Below are 20,936 nucleotides of genomic sequence, written 5' to 3' on the forward strand. Positions count from 1 at the left end.
ACTTCCCCTGAGGCCCGAGGCACTTGACGTTCTCTCAGGGGGCAATGTGACGCATCGTCAGAGGCGTGTTGCGGCAACCGGATCGGATATGGGGGTGACCAAGCCGGAAAGAACGGTTCGAGCGTCGGTGAGATCGGCACTGACGCTTCTCACGGCATTCGGCGCGCTGGCCGGTGCGGCCCTGGTGGGGGCGGCACCGGCCAGCGGCGTGCAGAGCTCCACGTCGATCGCGCCGGGGGTCACCTACCGGCAGTTCGACATCCAGGGCGCCAAGGGACCGGCCCACGCCCATGTGATCACCGTCGACCTGCGCGACAGCCATGTCCGCCTGGGCCTGCTGTACCCGGGAGCCGTGGCCGCGCGGGCGCCCGTCTCCCAACTGGCCGACACCCAGGGCGCCGTCGCGGGTGTCAACGGCGACTTCTTCAACATCACCGAGACCCAGCACCCGGGCGTCGAGGCGACCGGCTCGACCGACGGCCCGGCGATCGCGAACGGCCATGTGCTCAAGGCAGCGGTGCCCGACGGGCAGCGCTTCGGCCCGGCCCTGCCGCCCGGCACCAGCACCCGGGACGTGCTCGGCGTGGGCATCGACCGCAGGGCCCGCCTGGACGCCCTGAGCCTGACCGGCTCGATCCGTACGCCGGCGGGACGGCTGCCGCTCGGCGGGCTCAACCAGTACGCGCTGCCGGTGGATTCGATCGGCGCCTTCACCTCCGACTGGGGCGGTGTCTCCCGGATCCGCGCCACCTGCGGCACCGACACCGACCGGGCCGCGCCCTGCAGCACGGACACCTACGAGGTGACCGTCCGGCGCGGCCGGGTCGTCGCCACCTCCGACACCCCGGGCAACGGCGCCATCGCCGCGGGCACCACGGTGCTCGTCGGACGGGAGGCGGGAGCGCAGAGGCTGCGGAAGTTCTTCGAGGGCGAGCCGGTGAAGGTGACGCACCGGCTGGTCGCCGCCCGCTCCAGGATCCCGTACAGCTTCGCGCTCGGCGGCTACCCGGTTCTGAGGGACGGGCGTCCGCTCGCGGGTCTGGACGACGCGACCGCGGCCGTGCGCACGGCCGTCGGCTTCGCGGACGGCGGGAAGCGGGTGTTCCTGTTCGCGCTGGACGGTGCGCCCGCGTACCGCACCGGCCTGACGATCGCCGAAGTGGCCTCCGCCATGCGGTCGTTGGGTTCGACCGATGCCTTCAGCCTGGACGGCGGCGGCTCGACGACGCTGGTCGCCCGCGCGCCGGGGGCCTCGGCCGTGTCGGTGCGCAACCACCCGTCGGTCGACCCGGAGCGCCCGGTCGCCAACGGGATCGGGGTGTTCAGCGGGCGGTGATCCCCAACAGTCCTGACCCGGCCGTCACGGACGCAGACTGCTGACGATGTCCGCCGTCGCGCTGACGCCGCTGTGAATGGTGGGCGCGATGTTCGTGCCGGCGAGATAGAAGCCGAGCAGCGCGCACACCAGCGCGTGGGAGACCTTCAGGCCTCCGTTGCGCAGGAAGATCACCGCCAGGATCAGTAGCAGCAGCACCACAGAGATGGAAATCGCCATTGTCAGCCTCCTCCGCTACGCCGCCACGTCCGTTTCACGGCGTTCGGCGGCAAGTGTGGCGTAGCGGAGGGTTCGTCCGGGCGGCTGACCTGTCCTCCGAACGTGTGGTGTCTACGCCGCTTTGTGCGCGTCCAGGAAGGCTTCGAGTCCTGCCAGGTCGTCGGTGTTGAGGTAGTCGACGTCGGCCGCGAGCAGCTCGCCCCACAGGGCGTCGCGCGCCGGTCCCGCCAGGTCGGGCGTGTTCCAGAAGCGGACCTTCTGTCCGCGGCTGTGCGCCCGGGCGATGATGTCGCGCAGCTTCTGCCGCTCGGCGTCCGGGAACGCGCCCTCGCCGAGCCAGGTGAAGTTGAGCTGCCAGTCGTCGCTGATCAGCGGGACGAAGGAGGCGGGCGCCGCGGTGCCGAGGTCGGTGAGCCGGCCGTCGTAGAAGGCGCGCCGTACGGTCTGGGCCTCCATCGGGGTACGCGCGGCACGGTCGCCCGAGATCACGTTGGTGACGGCGCCGGGATACACGCGGCCGTGGGCGTACGTGGTGAACAGGTGCCGGTAGCGCCGCAGATGGCGGTCGAGTTCGAGATAGGTCGACGAGCCCTCGGTCTTGATGTCGATGAGCAGCTGCAGCGGCCTGCGCTCCCCCCGGTACACGGAGCCGTGGTTGGCCCTGACGATCCTGGCGAGCGGGTCGAGGTAGAGGGACTCCAGGGTGCGCGTGGGGTCCAGGTCGTCGGCGGTGTGGCCGATCAGGAGCTGGTCGCCGACGAGGAAGATGTCGGCCTCGACACTGCCGAACCGGTGGTCGAGGGCGTCGAAGAGGGGGCGCGGGTGCTCGTAGTCGTTGTGGGCGTGGGCCCGCCACAGCGGGCGGGGGCGGTGCTTGCCGCTTTCCGCGAAGGCGCTGCCGGCGGGCGGGGCGAGCACGGCCGCGAGCGTGGCACCGAACGCGGTCAGCGCTCTGCGGCGGGTGATGAGGGCCATGTTCTGCCTCCCTGTGGGGCGGGTTCGAACCACAGGGAGTATGGGGCGGATTGGGCCTCGATGAACCTGTACATGCCAGGAGTTGGCCGGACTGCCGCCCCTTGTTCACTCCTTCCGCCCAGGCGCACGGAAAAGCCCGCCCCAGGTGGGGCGGGCTTCACCGAGGGAGCGTCAGGGTGCTTGCAGACCGACGAGTTCGGCCACGGCGGAGCGGTGGGCTCCGGCCGTGCCGTAGGCGATCGAGTCGGCCTTGGCCCGCTTGAGGTAGAGGTGGATCGGGTGCTCCCACGTCATGCCGATGCCGGCGTGCAGCTGGAGCGCCTCCTCGGCGGCGTGCACGGCGACCGGCGCCGCGTAGGACTGCGCGACGGCGACCGCGACGTCGACGTCCTCGCCGGTGGCGAGCGCGTCCGCCGCGTTGCGGGCCGCCGCACGGAGGTTGACGGTCTCCAGCCACAGCTGGGCGAGCCGGTGCTTGAGCGCCTGGAAGCCGCCGACCGGACGGTTGAACTGCTTGCGCTCCTTGAGATAGCGCACCGTTTCCGTCAACGCCCATTCGGCGAGCCCGAATTGCTCGGAGGCGAGCAGTCCGGCGCCGGAGCGCAGGGCGCGCCGCACGGCGGGTTCGGCGTCTCCGAGCCTGCGCGCCCGTGCCCCGTTCAGGGTGACGGTCGCGAGCGGCCGGGTGAGGTCCAAGGAGGACTGCGGGGTGACGGTGGCGTCGGACGCGTCCACCGCGTACAGCCCGCCGTCCTCGGCCGGCACCAGCAGGACGTCGGCCGCCACGGCGTCCGCGATCGCGGTCAACTCGCCGTGCAGGACGCCGTTCTCCAGTCGTACGGCGGGAAAGGCGGTGCCGGGGGCACGGTGCAGCCCGACCGCGAGCACGCCGACGGCCCGCCCGGAGGCCAGCTGCCCGAGCAGCTCCTCGTCCCCGCACTCCAGCAGGGCCTCGGTGGCGACGACGGCGCTGGAGAGATACGGAACGGGGGCGACCGCGCGCCCCAACTCCTCCATTACCACGGCGACTTCGCGGTGGCCGGCGCCCTGGCCGCCCTGTGCCTCGGGCACCAGCAGTCCGGCCAGGCCCATGCCGTCGGCGAGCGCCTTCCAGGCCGCGAGGTCGTGCGGGGCGTCGGACTCGGTGCGCGCGATGACGCCGGGGGCGTCGCAGTGGTCGGCGAGCAGGTCCCGTACGGCGGCCCGCAGCGCCTCTTCCTCTTCCGAGTACAGCAGGTCGGTCATCGGGCGAGGTCCTTCCAGGCGACGTCCTTGTCGGTGCGCGGTTCGGCCGGCAGGCCCAGGACGCGCTCGGCGACGATGTTCAGCAGGATCTCGCTGGTCCCGCCCTCGATGCTGTTGCCCTTGGCGCGCAGATAGCGGTAGCCGGCCTCGCGGCCGGTGAAGTCCACGAGTTCGGGGCGGCGCAGGGTCCAGTCGTCGTACAACAGGCCCTCCTCGCCGAGGAGTTCGACCTCCAGGCCGCTGATCTCCTGGTTGAGGCGGGCGAAGGCGAGCTTCATGCCGGCGCCTTCGGGTCCCGGCTGCCCGGCCACCAGCTGCTGGCGCAGGCGTTCGCCGGTCAGGCGGGCGACCTCGGCCTCCACCCACAGCTTCAGCAGTCGCTGGTGCAGATCGTGGGTGCGCAGCTCGGGGCGCTCGCGCCACGCCTTGGCGACCGGGGCGATCATGCCGCCCTCGCGGGGCAGCCGCATGCCGCCGATGGCGACACGCTCGTTGTTCAGGGTGGTCTGCGCGACCCGCCAGCCGTCGCCGATCGCGCCGAGGCGGCGGGAGTCGGGGATGCGCACGTCGGTGAGGAAGACCTCGTTGAACTCGGCCTCGCCGGTGATCTGGCGCAGCGGCCGGACCTCCACACCGGGGTCGGTCATGTCGCAGATGAAGTAGGTGATGCCCGCGTGCTTGGGCACGTCCGGGTCGGTGCGGGCGATGAGGATGGCCCAGCGGGCGTTGTGCGCGCCCGATGTCCACACCTTCTGCCCGTTGACGATCCAGTCGTCCCCGTCCCGCACGGCCCGGGTGCCGAGCGCCGCGAGGTCGGATCCGGCGCCGGGCTCGCTGAACAGCTGGCACCACACCTCCTCGCCGATCCACAGCGGCCGCAGATAGCGCTGCTTCTGCTCCTCGGTGCCGTACTTGAGGATGGTGGGGGCGGCCATGCCAAGGCCGATGCCGTTGCGGCGCGGGTCGTTGTCGGGGGCGCCGGCGGCCTCCAACTCGGCGTCCACGACGGCCTGGAGGGAGCGCGGGGCACCCAGTCCACCCAGGCCCTCCGGGTAGTGCACCCAGGAGAGCCCGGCGTCGAAGCGGGCCTTGAGGAAGTCGAGCCGGTCGGTCGTGGCCGGCGGGTGCGCGGCCAGCAACTCGGCCGTACGGCGCTGGAGTTCGGCTGAGTCGGTCATGCCGCGGCTCCGTTCGCGAGGGACGGTACGACGGCCACCCGGCCGGTGGTCACCCCGTCGCCGACGCGCTGCACGGCGGCCGCGGCACCCTCCAGCGGTACGCGCTCGCTGACCAGCGGCTTGATCGCGCCGCGCGCGGCCAGCTCGGTGAGCTGCTCGTGGCAGTGCAGGATCAGCTTCGGGTTCTTGGTGCCGTACAGGCCCCAGTGCAGGCCGAGGATCGCGTAGTTCTTCACCAGGGCGTGGTTGAGCCCCGGGCTGGGGATCGTGCCGGACGCGAAGCCGACGACGACGATCCGGCCCTCGAAGGCGACGACCTTGGTGGACTGCGTGTAGGCCTCGCCGCCTACGGGGTCGTAGATCACGTCCGCACCGCGGCCGCCGGTGGCCTCCTTCACGGCGGCGATGACGTCCTGGCTCTTGCGGTCGATCACGACGTCGCAGCCCAGGTCGCGGGCGACGGCGGCCTTGTCGGCGCCGCCGACGACGCCGATGACGGTGGCCCCGGCCGCCTTGCCGAGCTGCACGGCCGCGCTGCCGACCCCTCCCGCGGCGGCGTGGACGAGCAGCGTCTCACCGGCCTCCAGGTGGGCGCGGCGGTGCAGTCCGAACCAGCCCGTCTGGTAGCCGATGTGCAGGGCGGCGGCCTCGGCGTCGTCCAGCGAGTCGGGGGCGGGCAGCAGGGCCCGGGCGTCGGCGAGGGCGTACTCGGCGAAACCGCCGTGCGGCAGCGCGGGGTTGGCGAGCACCCGGCGGCCGTCCTCGGTCTCGCCGCAGATCTCCACGCCCGGCGTGAACGGCAGCGGCGGACGCACCTGGTACTGACCCCGGCACATCAGCACGTCGGGGAAGTTGATGTTGGCGGCACGCACCTTCAGCAGCACCTGGCCGTCGCCGGGCGTGGGCCGCTCGACCTCCTCGAGCCGCATCACCTCGCTCGGCTCGCCGTTCTCGTGCACTTGCCATGCCTGCATGCGGTGCCTCCACGGGACTGCGGTGTCTGACCGGGGTCAACCGCATACTAAGCGGTCGCTTGCCGCTCTGGGAACCGCCGACATCAGTCGTCTTCGCCACGTCCCTGCTTCGGCCGCGCCCTTACGTGCATCCGCTCGCCCTGCGGCCCGAACAGGCTCAGGAACTCCACCGGCCCCTCCCCCGTCGAGCCGAACCAGTGCGGCACCCGCGTGTCGAACTCCGCGGCCTCCCCCGCCGTGAGCACGACGTCGTGGTCGCCCAGCACCAGCCGCAGCCGCCCGGACAGGACGTACAGCCACTCGTAGCCCTCGTGGACGCGCGGCTCCGGCTCCAGTTTGCGCTGTGGTTCGAGCACCTTGAAGGCCTGCAGTCCGCCGGGCTGGCGGGTCAGCGGCCAGTGGGTGCGGCCGTAACGCACGATCGGTTCGGAACGCACCCTGGGGTCGCCCGCCGCGGGGGCGCCGACCAGCTCGTCCAGCGGCACCTGGTGCGCCCGCGCGATCGGCAGCAGCAGCTCCAGGCTGGGCTTGCGCAGCCCGGACTCCAGCCGGGACAGCGTGCTGACCGAGATCCCGGTCGCCGCCGACAGCCCGGCGAGCGTCGCGCCCCGCTCCTTGCGGATCCGGCGCAGCCGGGGCCCGACCTCGGCAAGGACCTCTTCGGTGTCGTCAGTCATGAGTTCATTGCAGTTTCGGCAAACGCGTTTGTCAATGCGGCAGCGATGGCGCGACTGTCGTACGAGGAGGTGGTCACCCATGGCGTCATCCATGACGGAGCAGACCGAGAAGACCGAACAGACCGGGCGGTACGAAGTGATCGTCGTCGGCGGAGGAGCGGCCGGGCTCTCCGCCGCACTGGTCCTCGGACGGGCCCGGCGCCGCACCCTGGTCGTCGACGCGGGCGAGCCCCGCAACGCGCCCGCCGCCCATATGCAGGGCTATCTCTCCCGGGACGGCATGCCGCCCGCGGAGTTCCTCGCGATCGGCCGCGAGGAGATCGCACGCTACGGCGTCGAGCTGGTGCGGGACCGGGCCGTGGACGCGAGCCGGGAGGGGGCCCACGGGGACTTCGCCGTGACCCTGGCCGGCGGCCGCACCGTCCGCTCCCGCGCGCTCGTGATCGCCACCGGCCTCAAGGACGAACTACCGGACGTGCCCGGCGTCGCCGAGCGCTTCGGCCGCGACGTGCTGCACTGCCCCTACTGCCACGGCTGGGAGGTGCGCGACCAGCCCTTCGGGGTGCTGGCCACGACGCCGATGAGCGTGCACCAGGCACTGATGGTCTCCCAGTGGTCCAAGGACGTGACGTTCTTCCTGCACGAGGTCGCCGAGAAGGATCTGTCGGACGACGACCTGCGCAGGCTCGCCGCGGCCGGGGTCAAGGTCGTGCCGGGCGAGGTGGCCGCGCTGGTGGTCGAGGACGACCGGCTGACCGGGGTGCGGCTCGCTGGGGGCACCCCCTCTGGGGGAGGCTCCACGCACGAGCGGTCGGTCCTGTTCGTCGCGCCGCGCCCCGTCCCGCAGAACGACCTGCTGGTGCGGCTGGGGGCCGAGCTGCGGGAGACGCCGTTCGGCGCCTACCCCGTGATCGACGAGCGCGGCCTCACGACCGTGCCCGGTCTGTGGGCCGCGGGCAACGCCTCCGGCTTCGCCGAGCAGGTGATCAACGCGGCCAGCCGCGGCTACCGCGCGGGCGCCACCATCAACGGGGAGCTGCTGATGGCCGACCTGGACGGAGCGCTCTGACGGGCGCGGGGAGCCGCGTGCCCTGAGAGGCGCGGGGAGCCGCGTGCCCTGAGGGGCGCGGGGAACTGCGCGACCAGCCACAACGAGCCAGTAGCCGAAAGACGCCCCTCGTTCCGGGTGTGCTCCGGCAGAGCGCGTTGCACGATTGCTAGATGCTGCTCGCCCGCCTGGCTCAGGCATCCCAGGAGGTCGCCGCCACCTCGGCGCGGTCCCGGAAGATCGCTCTGCTCGCGGAGCTGTTCCGGGACGCCGAGGCCGACGACGTGCCGATCGTGATCCCGTATCTCGCGGGACGGCTGCCGCAGGGCAGGATCGGCGTCGGCTGGAAAGTGCTGAGCAGCCCGGTCCCACCGGCCGCCGAGCCCACCCTCACCGTGCGCGAGGTGGACGCCCTGCTCACCGGTCTGAGCAAGGTCTCCGGCGCCGGATCACAGGCCGAACGGGCCCGGCTGGTCGGCGAGTTGCTGGGTGCGGCCACCGAGGAGGAACAGCGGTTCCTGTTCGGACTGCTCACCGGCGAGGTGCGGCAGGGCGCCCTGGACGCCGTCGCCGTGGAGGGCCTGGCACAGGCGACCGAGGCGCCGCCCGCCGATGTCCGCCGGGCGGTGATGCTGGCGGGATCCCTGCAGTCGGTGGCGCAGGCACTGCTCGTCGAAGGACCGGCCGCCCTGGACCGCTTCCGCCTCACCGTCGGCCGCCCGGTCCTCCCGATGCTCGCGCACAGCGCCTCCTCGGTCGCCGAGGCGGTCGGCAAACTCGGTACGTGCGCGGTCGAGGAGAAGCTGGACGGCATCCGCGTCCAGGTCCACCGCGACGGCGACACCGTACGGATCTACACCCGCACCCTCGACGACATCACCGACCGCCTGCCCGAACTCACCACTGCCGCGCTGGAGTTGAACGGGCAGCGGTTCATCCTGGACGGCGAGGTGATCTCCTTCGACGCGGACGGGCGGCCCCGGTCCTTCCAGGAGACCGCCGGGCGCGTCGGCTCCCGCGTGGACGTGGCGACCGCCGCCGAGGCCGTCCCCGTCTCCCCCGTCTTCTTCGACGCCCTGTCCGTCGACGACCACGACCTGCTCGACCTGCCCTTCGCCGAACGGCACGCCGAACTGGCCCGGCTGGTCCCCGAACCGATGCGGGTACGCCGCACCCTGGTCTCCGGACCCGACGACCTGGCCGAGGCGGAGCGGTTCCTCGCCGACACGCTGGAGCGCGGCCACGAGGGCGTCGTCGTCAAGGGCCTGGACGCCGCCTACAGCGCGGGCAGGCGCGGCGCGTCGTGGCTGAAGGTCAAGCCCGTACACACCCTCGACCTGGTGGTGCTGGCCGCCGAGTGGGGCCACGGCCGCCGCACCGGCAAGCTCTCCAACCTCCACCTCGGCGCCCGCAACCCCAACGGCTCCTTCACCATGCTCGGCAAGACCTTCAAGGGCATGACCGACGCGATGCTCACCTGGCAGACCGAACGCCTCCAGGAACTGGCCGTCGAGTCCAGCGGCTACGTCGTGACCGTACGCCCCGAACTCGTCGTCGAGATCGCCTACGACGGCCTGCAGAGGTCCACCCGCTACCCGGCCGGCGTCACCCTCCGCTTCGCCCGCGTGGTCCGCTACCGCGAGGACAAGCGCCCCGAGGAGGCCGACACCGTCGAGACACTCCTCGCCGCGCACCCGGAGGTCCGCCCGTGAGCGGGAAGCGGAGTGCGGGCCTGCTGCTGTACCGGCACACCGACCACGGCCTCGAAGTGCTCCTCGGCCACATAGGCGGCCCCTTCTTCGCCCGGCGCGACACCGGCGCCTGGACCGTGCCCAAGGGCGAGTACGAGAGCGCGGAGGAAACCGCCTGGGACGCTGCCCGGCGCGAGTTCCAGGAGGAGCTGGGACTGCCGCCGCCCGACGGCGACGCGGTGGAACTGGGCGAGGTCCGCCAGTCCGGCGGGAAGACCGTGACGGCCTGGGCGGTCCGGGGCGACCTGGACCCGGCGACGATCACCCCCGGCACGTTCACCATGGAGTGGCCGCCGCGCTCCGGGCAGACGCGGGAGTTCCCCGAGCTGGACCGGGTGGCCTGGTTCCGGCTCGACGGCGCCCGCGATGTGATCGTCAAGGCGCAGAGCGCGTTTCTCGACCGGCTCGCTGAGCACTCGGACAACGCCCGGTAACCCCACGGCCGCCCACGCGTTGCGGTCCACGGCAGCGCGCGGGAAGGTCGAACCAAGCCCGCCCCCAGGAGGTCAGCCATGCCCATCGCGACGGTGAACCCGGCGAACGGCGAGACGCTCAAGACGTACGAGGCCATGGGCGAGGAGGAGCTCGAGCGCCGGCTCCAGCTCGCCGAGGCGACGTTCCGCACCTACCGCACGACGACGTTCGCCGAGCGCGCCCGGCTGATGCACAAGGCCGCCGACCTGCTCGACGAGAGCGGCGAGGACATCGCCCGCGTGATGACCACCGAGATGGGCAAGCCGATCAAGCAGGCCCGCGCGGAGGCCGCCAAGTGCGCCAAGGCGATGCGCTGGTACGCCGACCACGCCGAGGAACTGCTCGCCGACGAGGAGCCCGCGGAGTCCGACGCCAAGGACTCCGGCGCCTCGCGCGTCCTGGTCCGCTACCGGCCGCTCGGCCCCGTGCTCGCGGTGATGCCGTGGAACTTCCCGCTGTGGCAGGTCGTACGCTTCGCGGCGCCCGCGCTGATGGCGGGCAACGTGGGCCTGCTCAAGCACTCCTCCAACGTTCCGCAGACCGCCCTGTTCCTGGAGGACCTCTTCCACCGCGCGGGCCACCCCGAGGGCTGCTTCCAGACCCTGCTGATCGGCTCCGGCGCCGTCGACGACATCCTGCGCGACGACCGCGTCAAGGCGGCCACCCTCACCGGCAGCGAGCCCGCCGGACGCGCGGTCGCCTCCACCGCCGGGGAAATGATCAAGAAGACGGTGCTGGAGCTCGGCGGCAGCGACCCGTACGTGGTCATGCCGTCCGCCGACCTCGACCGGGCCGCCGAGATCGCGGTCACCGCACGCGTTCAGAACAACGGACAGTCCTGCATCGCCGCCAAGCGGTTCATCGTGCACACCGACGTCTACGACGCCTTCGCCGAACGGTTCGTGGCGGGCATGAAGGCGCTGAAGGTCGGCGACCCGATGGACGAGGACACCGACGTCGGGCCGCTCTCCACCGAGCAGGGCCGCGCCGACCTGGAGGAACTGGTCGACGACGCCACCCGCAGCGGGGCCACGGCCCTGTGCGGCGGCCACCGGCTGCGCCGGCCCGAGCTGCCCGGCTGGTACTACCCGCCGACGGTGCTCTCCGGGATCACCCGTGAGATGCGCATCCACCGCGAGGAGGCCTTCGGCCCCGTCGCCACGCTGTATCGCGCGGCCGATCTGGACGAGGCGGTGCTGATCGCCAACGACTCGCCGTTCGGGCTGAGTTCGAACGTCTGGACGCGGGACGAGGCGGAGGTCGACCGGTTCGTACGGGACCTGGAGGCCGGCGGTGTGTTCGTCAACGGGATGACCGCCTCCCACCCGGCGTTCCCCTTCGGCGGGGTGAAGCGCTCCGGGTACGGGCGTGAGCTGTCCGGGCACGGAATCCGCGAGTTCTGCAACATCACCACGGTTTGGCACGGTGCGTGAGCGCTCCGCGGTTAACATCCGGTCTGTGAACCGCGAAGTGACTCTGCCTCTGATCGTCGACGACCGCGGGACCTTGCAGGTGGCTGCCGCCGATGTGAGCAAGTTGTTGCGGACGGTCGGTGGGAGGTGGGTGCGGCTTGTCGAGTCCGGGGAAGGGGGGCTTGATGAGGACACGGTGGCGGCGTTGACCATTGAGTTGGCCAAGTTGGCCGATCGGATTGATGTGGCGTGTATTGCTCATAGCAGCGGGGGTGCGCCGTAGGGGGTGCCTATGAGTCGCCGGGTGCGGGTTTGTGTGTGGTTGATCGCGCAGTTCCCCGCGCCCCTAGGGGAGCTGCAGCAAGGTTGTCCAGAAGAGGGACTCGTAGCTTTGTAGTAGGCGGCCGTAGCGGAATGCCTGTTCCAGGTTCAAGGTGTCCCTGCCTGCCTGGACTGCTGCTGTGGCCTTCTCGTCCAGGTCTGGGGACGGTTCGGCGAAGAAGTCGAAGAAGGCGCAGGCTTCGGGGGTGAAGCCGTAGTGGGTGCGTAGGGACTTGGCGATGGTGGCGCAGTAGCCGCCCCAGGCGGAGAAGTTGGCGGTGATGGCCACGACCGCGTCCGCCGGGGAGGCGTTGAGGGCGAGCCAGGCGATGCAGGACGGGTAGGCCTGGCAGCCGGGGAGCGGGTCGTAGGCGCGGGTGCGGGTCTCGTCGATGCCGCAGGCCGCCGCGAAGGACTCCAGGTGCCGGCCGGCCAGCGTCTCGCCCTCGGCGAGCGTCTCGAAGTACGCGGCGATGTCGGGCTCGTTCGTGCGTTGCGCCAGATGCAGGAACGCGGTGCGGTCCGCCGGGATCACCCAGTGCTGCTCCAGGGCCAGGGTGGCGAGGGTGTCGCGGGAGGCGTCGCCGCGGGCGATCAGCGGTACGAGGGGGTTGGCGGCGGGGTCCGGGGCCAGTGTCCTGGCGGCGTTCTCCAGCAGTTCCGTGGCCGTACGCGTCATCGCGTCCTCCGTGGTCTCGGATGTGGGGCTGCTGATCCGACCCTGGCACGGGGTCCCCGGTTCGGAGTAGTCCGACGGGAGATAGTCGCCCCGACGGGTGATCGTGAAGCATGGCCACTTTGTGCAGACCCTCGGTGTCCGTACCAGAGCACGTGATCACGATGGAGGAGACGCTGGAGCTGGCACGCTCCCGACACGCCGACCATCCACAACTGCCGCTGGCCCTCCGGCTGATCGAGAACACCGGTGTGCGGACCCGGCACATCGTGCAGCCCATCGAGGAGACCCTCAGGCACCCCGGCTTCGAGGACCGCAACAAGGTCTACGAGTACGAGGCGAAGGCCCGGGTGCCCGCTGTCGTCCAGCGGGCGCTGGACGAGGCCGAGCTCCTGAGCACCGACATCGACGTGATCGTCTATGTGTCGTGCACGGGTTTCATGATGCCCTCGCTCACGGCCTGGCTGATCAACTCCATGGACTTCGACAGCACCACCCGCCAGATACCCATGGCCCAGCTGGGCTGCGCGGCAGGCGGCGCGGCGATCAACCGGGCGCACGACTTCTGCCGCGCCTACCCGGACGCCAATGTGCTGATCGTCGCCTGCGAGTTCTGCTCGCTGTGCTACCAGCCCACCGATCTCGGCGTCGGCTCCCTGCTCTGCAACGGCCTGTTCGGCGACGGGATCGCCGCGGCGGTGGTGCGCGGCCGGGGCGGCGAGGGCATGGAGCTGGAGCGCAACGGTTCGTACCTGATCCCCAAGACCGAGGAGTGGATCATGTACGACGTCCGGGCCACCGGCTTCCACTTCCTGCTGGACAAGCGGGTGCCCGGCACGATGGAGCCGCTGGCCCCGGCGCTGAAGGAGCTGGCCGCCCGGCATGGCTGGGACGCCTCCGACCTGGACTTCTACATCATCCACGCGGGCGGTCCCCGGATATTGGACGACCTCAGCAAGTTCCTGCAGGTCGACCCGCACGCCTTCCGCTTCAGCCGGGCCACGCTCACCGAGTACGGCAACATCGCCAGCGCCGTCGTCCTGGACGCGCTGCGTCGGCTGTTCGACGAGGGCGCCGTCCAGCACCGGGCGCGCGGGCTGCTGGCCGGGTTCGGTCCCGGCATCACCGCGGAGATGAGCCTGGGCCGCTGGCACCGCCCGGGCGAAGGGACGGCGTGAGTACGGCATGGCTGAAGAGACCCTGACGGAGACCCTGCCCCCGGTACGGCACTGGCCGGCCCTGGATCTGACCGGCCTCGACTTCGACCCGGTGCTGACCGAGCTGATGGCCGAGGGCCCCGTCACCCGCATCGCGCTGCCCAACGGCGAGGGCTGGGCCTGGCTGGTGACCCGCCTGGACGACGTACGCATGGTGACCAACGACCCGCGCTTCGGCCGCGAGGCGGTCATGGACCAGCCGGTGACCCGGCTCGCCCCGCACTTCATCCCCGAGCGGGGCGCGGTCGGCTTCCTCGACCCGCCGGACCACACCCGGCTGCGCCGTTCGGTGGCGGCGGCCTTCACGGCCAAGGGCGTGGAGCGGATCCGCGAGCGATCGCGGTGCATGCTCGACGAACTGGTCGACGAGCTGTTGCAGGACGGCCCGCCCGCCGACCTCACCGAGACGGTGCTCCGCCCCTTCCCCATCGCGGTGATCTGCGAACTGATGGGCGTCCCGGCGGCCGACCGGCACGCCATGCACACCTGGACCCAGCTGATCCTGTCGTCCTCGCAGGGCAAGCAGGTCAGCGAGAAGGCCAAGCACGAGATGGGCGCCTACTTCACGGATCTGATCGGCCGGCGCAAGGGGGCCACGGGCGAGGACGTCGCCTCCCTGCTCGGGGCCGCGGTGGGCAGCGGCGAGATCACCCGGGAGGAGGCCGTCGGCCTTGCCGTGCTCCTGCAGATCGGCGGCGAGGCGGTCACCAACAACAGCGGCCAGATGTTCTATCTGCTGCTGACCCGCCCGGATCTGGCCGAACGGCTGCGCACCGAGCCGGAGATCCGGCCCCGTGCCATCGACGAGATGCTGCGCTACATCCCGCACCGCAACGCGGTCGGCCTGTCGCGCATCGCGCTCGAGGACGTGGAGATCAAGGGCGTACGGATCCGGGCGGGCGACCCGATCTACGTCTCCTATCTGGCCGCCAACCGCGACCCGGAGGCCTTCCCCGACCCGGAGGCGATCGACTTCGGCCGCAGCCCGAACCCGCACGTGTCCTTCGGCTTCGGCCCGCACTTCTGCCCCGGCAACATGCTGGCGCGGCTGGAGTCCGAGCTGCTGGTCGGCACGCTGCTGGAGCGGGTGCCGGGGTTGCGGCTCGCCGTCCCGCCCGGTCAAGTGCCGTTCAAGAAGGGCGCGTTGATCCGGGGCCCCGAGTCCCTGCCCGTGACGTGGTGAGCGCCCGGTGACCGCGACGGAGGGTCTGCTGGTGCCGCCGGGTCACGGCAGGGTCGTGCAGAGCGCCGCCCAGCGCGTGACGTTCAAGGTCACCGGCACCCACTCGCGCACGGCCTCCACCTTCGAGGTGGAGGTCCCGCCCGGCTTCGACGTCGGCGCCCATGTGCACACCCACAGCGAGGAGTTGTTCTACGTCCTCGACGGCGAACTGGACGTCCTGGCCTTCGAGCCCCGCGTCCGCACCCCCGACAACTGGCAGCGGTGGGTGTCGAGTTCGGGCAACCGGGTGGTGCGGGCGACGCCGGGCACGGTCATCGTCGTACCGCCCGGCTGCCCGCACGCGTTCGCCAACCCGACCGACAGCCCGGCGAAGATGTTCTTCCAGGCGTCCCCGCCGCCGGACCACGAGCGCTACTTCGAGGAGTTGCTGGAGATCCTGGGCAACGGGGGGCCGCCGGACCACGCGGCGATCGAGGAGCTGCGGGCCCGCTACGACATCGAGCAGCTGACTCCCTTGCGGCACCGCTGAGTTGACGTCACGCAGTGGCGCCCTCGGGCGTGCGCGGCACCGCTCGGCTCACTCCCTGGCCCCGATCGCCTCCACCGGACGGATCCGCAGCAGCAGCCGGGTCGGCGCCATCGTGCCCCCGACGGCCAGGGCGGCGGTGATGCCGGCGATCGCCAGATAGCCGAGGCCCGGTACGGCCGGCCAGGGCGATCCGCCCAGCCCGAGGGCGACGAGCGTCAGCGGGAACGCGGCGAGCACCGTGCCGAGGCCCACCCCGGCCAGCACGACGACGGCACTCTCCTTGCGCATCATGCCGGCGACCTGTCGGCGGGCGGTGCCGGAGAGCCGTAGCAGGGCGAACTCCCGGCGGCGGGCGGCTGTGGCCATCGCGAGGGTGTTGACGACGGTGATCGCGGTGTAGGCGATGATCAGGCCGACGACGAGGTAGTTGACCCAGGCGTTCGCGCGCTGTTCCGCGAGCTGGTCGTCGACGGCGAGGCCGTCGCGCAGGACGGTGCCGGGGTAGTTCGCGGCGAGAGCGGACAGTGCGCGGGTGAGCCCCTGCCCGTCCGCGCGGTCGGCGGAGCGGACGAGGACGGACTGGTCGGTCTTCTGCGTGGTGTGGGCGAGCAGCAGGTCGTGGTCAAGGGTGACGTCGGCGAAGCCGAACCCCCGGGTGTAGACGGCGATCACCTTGCCGCGGAACGGGGTGCCGTCGCCGAGGTGGAGCCGTGCGGTGTCGCCGACGCCGAGACCCAGCCAGGAGGCCGCGGTGGTGCTGATCGCCAGCGTGCGGGGCGAGAGGTTCGACAGGTCGCCGTGACGGGCGTGCAGGTCGATGGTGGTGCCGAGCGCGCCGGGGTCGACTCCCTGGGCTCCGAGCGAGACGGCCTCCTGGGCGCCGAGGAGTTGGCCCGCGCCGACGACCTTGGACTTCACCAGTCCGGTGGCCGACTCGACCTGCTTGAGGTGGCGCACCTTGGCCGCGAGGTCGGGCGACACCCCGCCCGGCGCGGTCAGCACATGGTCGGCGACGAGTCCGGCGCGGACCTGGTCGGTGGACTCCCGCAGGGCCGTGGTCTGGGTGAAGACCACCGTCGAGGCGAAGGAGACGGCGAGTACGAGCGGGGTGATGGCTCCGGCCAACCGGCCCACGTTCGCACGGGTGTTGGCGGCCGCGAGGTAGCCGGTGACGCCCGTCCTGTCGAGGAGGGGGGCGAGGAGCCGTACGGCCGCCCGGGACAGCAGCGGTCCGAGGACCGCGGTGGCGATCACCAGGATGAGGACGAGGGAGTTGGCGAGCGAGACCAGAGTGAAGAAGTCGGCGTGCTGGGCCAGCCCGGTGCTGAAGCTCCCGGTCGCGAGTGCCACCAGGACCCAGCCGGTGATTTTGCGTCCCCGGCCGAGCCCCGTCGGTTCGACGGCGGCCTCGCCGAGGGCTTCCGTCGGGCGGATCCGGGTGGCGCGCAGGGCGGAGATCAGGACGGCGGCCAGGGCGGTCAGCACGGTCACCAGGATGGCCGCGAGGAACGGCAACGGGCTGAGGGCGAGCGGGAAGTCTGGCGGCACGATGCCGTGTCCGGCGAACCGGTCGCGCAGCCAGTACACCAGGAGCAGTCCGAGCGGCGAGCCCAGCACTCCGGCGACCAGCGCGGTCACCGCCGCCTCCGACGCCAGCATGCGCCGGATCTGGCCGGGCGTGGTGCCGATCGCGCGCAGCAGGGCGATCTCGCGGCGCCGGTGGCGTACGGACAGGGCGGTGGTGGCGTAGAGGACGAAGACGGCGATGAGCAGGACGTTGCCGCCGATCGCGACGGCCAGCAGCACCAGGTTGGATCCGCTGACGACGACGTCGAGGAACTCCGCCCGGCCGCGTCCGTCGCCCGTGTGCACGGACAGGCTGTCGTCGTCGAGCGCGGAGTTGATCGCGTGGGCCAGTCGGCCTGGCGAGGTTCCAGGGTCGGCGAGGACGCCGAACGCCTGCACGGCGGGGCCGAGTTGGCGCAGGGCCGGGTCCGACAGGAACAGCACCGACCGGCGCGGTGCACGGCCGTCCTTGAGCGCGACGAGTCCGGTGACGGTGTAGGTGCGCGGCACGGACGTCGTCATCAGCCGGACCTCGTCGCCGGGGCGTACGCCTGCGCGTGCGGCGAGTGCCGAGTCCAGTACGACGTCGTCGGCCGTGCGCGGGGCGTGGCCCCGGGTGAGGCGGAAGTCGCCCAGGCGCAGTCCGGCCCAGTTGTGCGCCTGGAGGGCGGAGCCGTGGCGGCCGGGTACGGGCCGGTCGTGGGCGTCGGCGAGGCGTACGGTCACGGCGTCGTCCTCGATCACCGTGCGGACGCCGTCGACCTTGCCGAGCCGTTCCGCCAGGGATGCCTTGAGGGGGACGCGTTCGGGCAGCGGCTGCGACTCGTGGAGGGTGGAGCCGTCCAGGTCCTTGAGGGTCAGTTCGACCTCCTGGCGGCCGGTGACGATCGCGTCGGCCGCCGCGTAGCGCTCGGCGGAGGAACCGGCCCGGATGCCCGACTCCAGCAGGACGCCGCAGGCGCCGAGCACGGCGGCGCCCAGCAGCAGCGCGACGAAGGTGCCCACGAAGCCGCCCTTGCGGGCCCCCAGGGTCTGCAGTGCGAGGGTGAACATCACACCGCCCTGCGCAGGCCGGACATGACCTCGGCGACGCGGTCCGCGCCGGGTCCGACCATGCCGTCGACGACGCGTCCGGCGTTGAGGAAGAGCACCTGGTCGGTGTGGGCGGCGGCCACCGGGTCGTGGGTGACCATCACGACCGTCTGGTGCAGATCGGTGACGGCCTGGCGCAGCAGGATCAGGATGTCCCGGGCGGTCTCCGGGTCGAGGGCGCCGGTGGGTTCGTCGGCGAAGATCACCTCGGGCCGGGTGACCAGCGCGCGGGCGATCGCCACCCGCTGCTGCTGGCCGCCGGACAGCTGCGCGGGGAACCGGGCCAGCCGCCCGCCGAGGTCGACGGCGTCCACGATGTGCCGCAGCCAGGTCTCGTCGGGCTGCTGACCGGCCAGCCGCAGCGGCAGCACGATGTTCTGCTCGACGGTCAGCGAGGGCAGCAGGTTGAAGGCCTGGAAGACGAAGCCGATCCGGGTCCGGCACAGCTCCGTCAGCCGCCGTTCCCTGAGCGCGGACAGCTCCTGGTCGCCGAGCCGGACCTCACCGGAGGTGGGCCGGTCCAGACCGGCGGCGCAGTGCAGGAACGTGCTCTTGCCGGAGCCGGACGGCCCCATGACGGCGGTGAAGGTGCCGCTCTCGATGCCCGCGCCGACCCTGTCGAGGGCCAGCACCGCGTCCGGGCCCTGTCCGTACTGTTTCGTCACGTCCGTGAGGTGGACCGCGTACCGGCTTGCGAGCACCGTGACTCCTTGTGCGACTGTCCGTGGGTGATGTCTCAAGTGCACCGGCACGGGCCGCTCTTGGCCTCGGCCGTGCCGTCGAACCGGCGTCTCGGCCGGTCGGGCGAGGTGCCCCGGCGTCTCCTCCTTGCGGAGGAGGCTGCACGGAGGAGAGCGGCCCGAGGCTTTCCACCCCAGGTGAGATCACGTGGCCGGGTGGCGCGGCTACGGTGGTGACATGGACCGGATGGAGTCGCTGGCGGGGCGCCGCATCCCCCGCGCCGTGACCGACACGGCCCTCGCCCTGGTGCTGGCCGCGGTGTGCATGACGCTGCCGATGGCGATGCCGCCCGGCGGTCCCGAGCTGCGTACGACGGACGCCGGGTTCTTCGTCCTGGTCCTGCTGGCGACGCTGCCGCTGGCCGTGCACCGGTTCCTGCCGGTGCCCGTGCTGCTGGTGACGGCGGTGTCCGCGGCCGTGCTCCAGGGCCTGCACTACGTCCCCGAGCTGTCCGGGCCCGAGGGCACCTCCATCGGGCCCACCTACGCCGCCGTCGGCACGGCCGTCTTCCTGACCGCCACGCGCAGCACGCCGCGGATCGCCACGCTGGTCGTGTCGGTGTTCATCCCGGCGGCCGCCGTGACCGAGGCGGTGCTCGCCCCGGACGGGCACCGTCTCGCCGCGCTGTTCACCGACGCGGTGCTGCTGGTCGCCGCGTGGGCGCTGGGGCGGCTCACCCGGGCGCGCGCGGCCATCCGCGACCAGGCGGTGGAGCGGGCCGCGGCGCTGGAGCGGGAGCAGGTCGCCAACGCGCGGGCCGCGGTCATGGAGGAACGGGCCCGGATCGCCCGTGAGCTGCACGACATCGTCGCGCACAACGTCAGCCTGATGGTCGTGCAGACCATCGCCGCCGACCGGGTCCAGGAGCGGGACGCGGCCAAGGCGCACGAACTGCACGGCACCATCGAGGAGACGGGCCGGGCCACCGTCACCGAGCTGCGCCGCCTCCTCGACGTGCTGCGCACCGACGAGGGGGCGGAGGGCGATCCGAGCAAGGAGCCGCCGCAGCCCACGCTCGACAGCCTGCCCGCGCTCGTGGACTCGGTGCGCGCGGCCGGGCTCCAGGTCGACTTCAGCACCAGCGGCACACCCGCCGCACTGCCCGCCGGATCACATCTGACCGTGTACCGGGTGGTGCAGGAGGCCCTCACCAACACCCTCAAGCACGCCGGCCGCACCCGGACCGTGCTGCGCGTCGCCTGGGAACCGGAGCGCGCCCGGCTCACCGTACGGCTGTGCGACGACGGGCCCCGGCCCGACGGCGAGCGGGCCGACGACGACCGGAACGACGAGGCGCCGGTACGGCCGCCGGTCGTGGCGCACGGCGCCGGGCACGGTCTGGTCGGCATGCGCGAGCGCGTCGGCGCGGTCGGCGGTTCCCTGCACACCGGCACCCGGCCCGGCGGCGGCTACTGCGTGCACGCCGTCATCCCGCTCCCCACGACCGCATCGGCCTCCTCCCCCGCACCCCGGCACGAAGGGCACTCCCCGTATGCAGAGCATCCGCGTCCTGCTGGTCGATGACCAGCCGATGATCCGGACGGGATTCCGGCTCATCCTCGAATCGGAGCCGGACATCGAGGTCGTGGGCGAGGCCGCGGACGGCGAGGAGGCCGTGCGGAGCACCGGCTTGCTGGAACCGGACATCGTGCTCATGGACATCCGCATGCCGGGCATGGACGGCGTGGAGGCCACCCGGCGCATCGTGGGCTCGGGCTCGGCCGGCCGGGTCGTCATTCTGACCACCTTCGACCTGGACGCCCATGTGGTGGACGCGCTGCGCGCGGGAGCCAGCGGGTTCCTGGTCAAGGACGGCCCCGCGGACTCCCTGGTGGGCGCGATCCGCACGGTCGCCCACGGGGACGCCGTGCTCTCGCCCCGCATCACCCATCGACTCCTCGACCGCTTCGCCCACTTGGGAGCGCCCGCAGACGCCCCGGTCCCCCGCCGCCTCGACGCCCTCACCGGCCGCGAACTGGACGTACTGCGCGCCCTCACCCGCGGCCTGTCCAACGCGGAGATCGCCGCAGACCTGGGTGTGGGCGAGACGACGGTGAAAACCCACATCGCCCACATCCTGGAGAAGTACGCCCTCCGCGACCGGGTCCAGGCAGTCATCCTGGCCTACGACTGCGGCCTGGTGGTCCCCCGCGGAGGCCGCGCAATTGATTGACGGGGCGATCGCGCCCCGCCAGGGGCGCGGGGAACTGCGCGCCCAGCCACGACGACGCCGCAGACGCAACACAACCGCGGCCCAGGCGGCGCAACAGGCCGTGCACGGGACGGCGCCCGTCGAGTCAACGGCACGGCAGCACCCCCGAG

General features: G+C 72.0%; 20 protein-coding genes. 11 read left to right on the top strand and 9 right to left on the bottom strand.

Going from position 1 to position 20,936, the window contains the following annotated elements; genetic code table 11:
• Positions 1-127: 127 nt before the first annotated feature.
• Positions 128-1,336 carry a phosphodiester glycosidase family protein gene (locus tag JYK17_RS01060; RefSeq protein WP_222809560.1) on the top strand — a complete coding sequence of 403 codons (1,209 nt, stop codon included), beginning with the start codon at positions 128-130 and terminating at the stop codon, positions 1,334-1,336.
• Positions 1,337-1,360: 24 nt separating this feature from the next.
• Here JYK17_RS01060 and JYK17_RS01065 read toward each other — a convergent pair whose 3' ends face one another.
• The 6 genes from JYK17_RS01065 to JYK17_RS01090 form a co-directional block, all read right to left on the bottom strand.
• A complete protein-coding gene (locus tag JYK17_RS01065; protein WP_108009779.1) occupies positions 1,361-1,555 on the bottom strand; it encodes a hypothetical protein in 195 nt (64 codons plus the stop codon).
• A 111-nt stretch (positions 1,556-1,666) separates the two neighbouring features.
• Complete coding sequence (locus JYK17_RS01070; protein WP_222809561.1) at positions 1,667-2,530, bottom strand: phosphatidylinositol-specific phospholipase C/glycerophosphodiester phosphodiesterase family protein; 864 nt, start codon at positions 2,528-2,530, stop codon at positions 1,667-1,669.
• Positions 2,531-2,701: 171 nt separating this feature from the next.
• Positions 2,702-3,775 carry an acyl-CoA dehydrogenase family protein gene (locus JYK17_RS01075; protein ID WP_222809562.1) on the bottom strand — a complete coding sequence of 358 codons (1,074 nt, stop codon included), beginning with the start codon at positions 3,773-3,775 and terminating at the stop codon, positions 2,702-2,704.
• Positions 3,772-4,953, bottom strand: a complete 1,182-nt coding sequence (locus tag JYK17_RS01080) for an acyl-CoA dehydrogenase family protein (RefSeq protein WP_108009785.1) — start codon at positions 4,951-4,953, stop codon at positions 3,772-3,774. Before JYK17_RS01080 ends, JYK17_RS01075 begins: the two co-directional genes overlap by 4 nt.
• A complete protein-coding gene (locus tag JYK17_RS01085) occupies positions 4,950-5,927 on the bottom strand; it encodes an NADPH:quinone oxidoreductase family protein (RefSeq protein ID WP_128803796.1) in 978 nt (325 codons plus the stop codon). Before JYK17_RS01085 ends, JYK17_RS01080 begins: the two co-directional genes overlap by 4 nt.
• Positions 5,928-6,010: 83 nt before the next feature.
• Positions 6,011-6,604, bottom strand: a complete 594-nt coding sequence (locus tag JYK17_RS01090; protein WP_108009789.1) for a helix-turn-helix domain-containing protein — start codon at positions 6,602-6,604, stop codon at positions 6,011-6,013.
• Positions 6,605-6,695: 91 nt separating this feature from the next.
• Between JYK17_RS01090 and JYK17_RS01095 the strand changes: the two genes are divergently transcribed.
• The 5 genes from JYK17_RS01095 (at position 6,696) to JYK17_RS01115 (ending at position 11,572) form a co-directional block, all read left to right on the top strand.
• Positions 6,696-7,673, top strand: coding sequence for an NAD(P)/FAD-dependent oxidoreductase (locus JYK17_RS01095; RefSeq protein ID WP_222809603.1), 978 nt, complete (start codon positions 6,696-6,698; stop codon positions 7,671-7,673).
• A gap of 152 nt (positions 7,674-7,825) precedes the next feature.
• On the top strand, positions 7,826-9,364 hold the full coding sequence (locus JYK17_RS01100) for an ATP-dependent DNA ligase (RefSeq protein WP_222809563.1): 1,539 nt from the start codon (positions 7,826-7,828) through the stop codon (positions 9,362-9,364).
• Positions 9,361-9,837 (top strand): NUDIX hydrolase, encoded by a 477-nt coding sequence (locus tag JYK17_RS01105; RefSeq protein ID WP_222809564.1) that lies wholly within the window; start codon positions 9,361-9,363, stop codon positions 9,835-9,837. The genes JYK17_RS01100 and JYK17_RS01105 overlap by 4 nt, the downstream gene beginning before the upstream one ends.
• 78 nt (positions 9,838-9,915) lie before the next feature.
• Positions 9,916-11,310, top strand: a complete 1,395-nt coding sequence (locus tag JYK17_RS01110) for an NADP-dependent succinic semialdehyde dehydrogenase (protein ID WP_108009797.1) — start codon at positions 9,916-9,918, stop codon at positions 11,308-11,310.
• Between the two features lie 25 nt (positions 11,311-11,335).
• The gene (locus JYK17_RS01115; protein ID WP_037781537.1) at positions 11,336-11,572 is read left to right on the top strand and encodes a DUF6213 family protein; all 237 of its coding nucleotides are present in this window, start codon (positions 11,336-11,338) and stop codon (positions 11,570-11,572) included.
• A gap of 63 nt (positions 11,573-11,635) precedes the next feature.
• Here the strand turns inward: JYK17_RS01115 and JYK17_RS01120 are convergent, their stop codons facing one another.
• A complete protein-coding gene (locus JYK17_RS01120) occupies positions 11,636-12,289 on the bottom strand; it encodes a thiaminase II/PqqC family protein (RefSeq protein ID WP_222809565.1) in 654 nt (217 codons plus the stop codon).
• 110 nt (positions 12,290-12,399) lie between these two features.
• Between JYK17_RS01120 and JYK17_RS01125 the strand changes: the two genes are divergently transcribed.
• Genes JYK17_RS01125 through JYK17_RS01135 form a run of 3 tightly spaced genes read left to right on the top strand, consistent with a single transcriptional unit; the run spans position 12,400 to position 15,215 of the window.
• A complete protein-coding gene (locus JYK17_RS01125) occupies positions 12,400-13,464 on the top strand; it encodes a type III polyketide synthase (protein ID WP_222809566.1) in 1,065 nt (354 codons plus the stop codon).
• Between the two features lie 7 nt (positions 13,465-13,471).
• On the top strand, positions 13,472-14,686 hold the full coding sequence (locus tag JYK17_RS01130) for a cytochrome P450 (protein WP_222809567.1): 1,215 nt from the start codon (positions 13,472-13,474) through the stop codon (positions 14,684-14,686).
• Positions 14,687-14,693: 7 nt separating this feature from the next.
• Positions 14,694-15,215 carry a cupin domain-containing protein gene (locus JYK17_RS01135; protein WP_222809568.1) on the top strand — a complete coding sequence of 174 codons (522 nt, stop codon included), beginning with the start codon at positions 14,694-14,696 and terminating at the stop codon, positions 15,213-15,215.
• Positions 15,216-15,263: 48 nt separating this feature from the next.
• On the opposite strand, the gene JYK17_RS01140 is transcribed toward JYK17_RS01135, so the two are convergent.
• The gene (locus tag JYK17_RS01140; RefSeq protein ID WP_222809569.1) at positions 15,264-17,834 is read right to left on the bottom strand and encodes an FtsX-like permease family protein; all 2,571 of its coding nucleotides are present in this window, start codon (positions 17,832-17,834) and stop codon (positions 15,264-15,266) included.
• A complete protein-coding gene (locus JYK17_RS01145; protein WP_222809570.1) occupies positions 17,834-18,574 on the bottom strand; it encodes an ABC transporter ATP-binding protein in 741 nt (246 codons plus the stop codon). Before JYK17_RS01145 ends, JYK17_RS01140 begins: the two co-directional genes overlap by 1 nt.
• Positions 18,575-18,791: 217 nt before the next feature.
• Here JYK17_RS01145 and JYK17_RS01150 point away from each other — a divergent pair, with 217 nt between their 5' ends.
• Together JYK17_RS01150 and JYK17_RS01155 are read left to right on the top strand one after the other, a co-directional pair.
• Positions 18,792-20,138, top strand: coding sequence for a sensor histidine kinase (locus JYK17_RS01150; RefSeq protein ID WP_146191710.1), 1,347 nt, complete (start codon positions 18,792-18,794; stop codon positions 20,136-20,138).
• Positions 20,107-20,787 (top strand): response regulator, encoded by a 681-nt coding sequence (locus tag JYK17_RS01155; RefSeq protein WP_108009813.1) that lies wholly within the window; start codon positions 20,107-20,109, stop codon positions 20,785-20,787. The genes JYK17_RS01150 and JYK17_RS01155 overlap by 32 nt, the downstream gene beginning before the upstream one ends.
• The last annotated feature ends 149 nt before the right edge of the window (positions 20,788-20,936 follow it).

Origin of the sequence: Streptomyces plumbidurans, from assembly GCF_019857225.1 — a bacterium.
Taxonomy (GTDB): domain Bacteria; phylum Actinomycetota; class Actinomycetes; order Streptomycetales; family Streptomycetaceae; genus Streptomyces; species Streptomyces plumbidurans.

Coding starts and splice junctions, on each gene's coding strand:
- JYK17_RS01125 (WP_222809566.1), top strand. CDS start 12,400: ATGGCCACTTTGTGCAGACCCTCGGTGTCCGTACCAGAGCACGTGATC.
- JYK17_RS01080 (WP_108009785.1), bottom strand. CDS start 4,953: ATGACCGACTCAGCCGAACTCCAGCGCCGTACGGCCGAGTTGCTGGCC.
- JYK17_RS01070 (WP_222809561.1), bottom strand. CDS start 2,530: ATGGCCCTCATCACCCGCCGCAGAGCGCTGACCGCGTTCGGTGCCACG.
- JYK17_RS01100 (WP_222809563.1), top strand. CDS start 7,826: ATGCTGCTCGCCCGCCTGGCTCAGGCATCCCAGGAGGTCGCCGCCACC.
- JYK17_RS01085 (WP_128803796.1), bottom strand. CDS start 5,927: ATGCAGGCATGGCAAGTGCACGAGAACGGCGAGCCGAGCGAGGTGATG.
- JYK17_RS01140 (WP_222809569.1), bottom strand. CDS start 17,834: ATGTTCACCCTCGCACTGCAGACCCTGGGGGCCCGCAAGGGCGGCTTC.
- JYK17_RS01130 (WP_222809567.1), top strand. CDS start 13,472: ATGGCTGAAGAGACCCTGACGGAGACCCTGCCCCCGGTACGGCACTGG.
- JYK17_RS01095 (WP_222809603.1), top strand. CDS start 6,696: ATGACGGAGCAGACCGAGAAGACCGAACAGACCGGGCGGTACGAAGTG.
- JYK17_RS01065 (WP_108009779.1), bottom strand. CDS start 1,555: ATGGCGATTTCCATCTCTGTGGTGCTGCTGCTACTGATCCTGGCGGTG.
- JYK17_RS01090 (WP_108009789.1), bottom strand. CDS start 6,604: ATGACTGACGACACCGAAGAGGTCCTTGCCGAGGTCGGGCCCCGGCTG.
- JYK17_RS01150 (WP_146191710.1), top strand. CDS start 18,792: ATGGACCGGATGGAGTCGCTGGCGGGGCGCCGCATCCCCCGCGCCGTG.
- JYK17_RS01110 (WP_108009797.1), top strand. CDS start 9,916: ATGCCCATCGCGACGGTGAACCCGGCGAACGGCGAGACGCTCAAGACG.
- JYK17_RS01120 (WP_222809565.1), bottom strand. CDS start 12,289: ATGACGCGTACGGCCACGGAACTGCTGGAGAACGCCGCCAGGACACTG.
- JYK17_RS01075 (WP_222809562.1), bottom strand. CDS start 3,775: ATGACCGACCTGCTGTACTCGGAAGAGGAAGAGGCGCTGCGGGCCGCC.
- JYK17_RS01155 (WP_108009813.1), top strand. CDS start 20,107: ATGCAGAGCATCCGCGTCCTGCTGGTCGATGACCAGCCGATGATCCGG.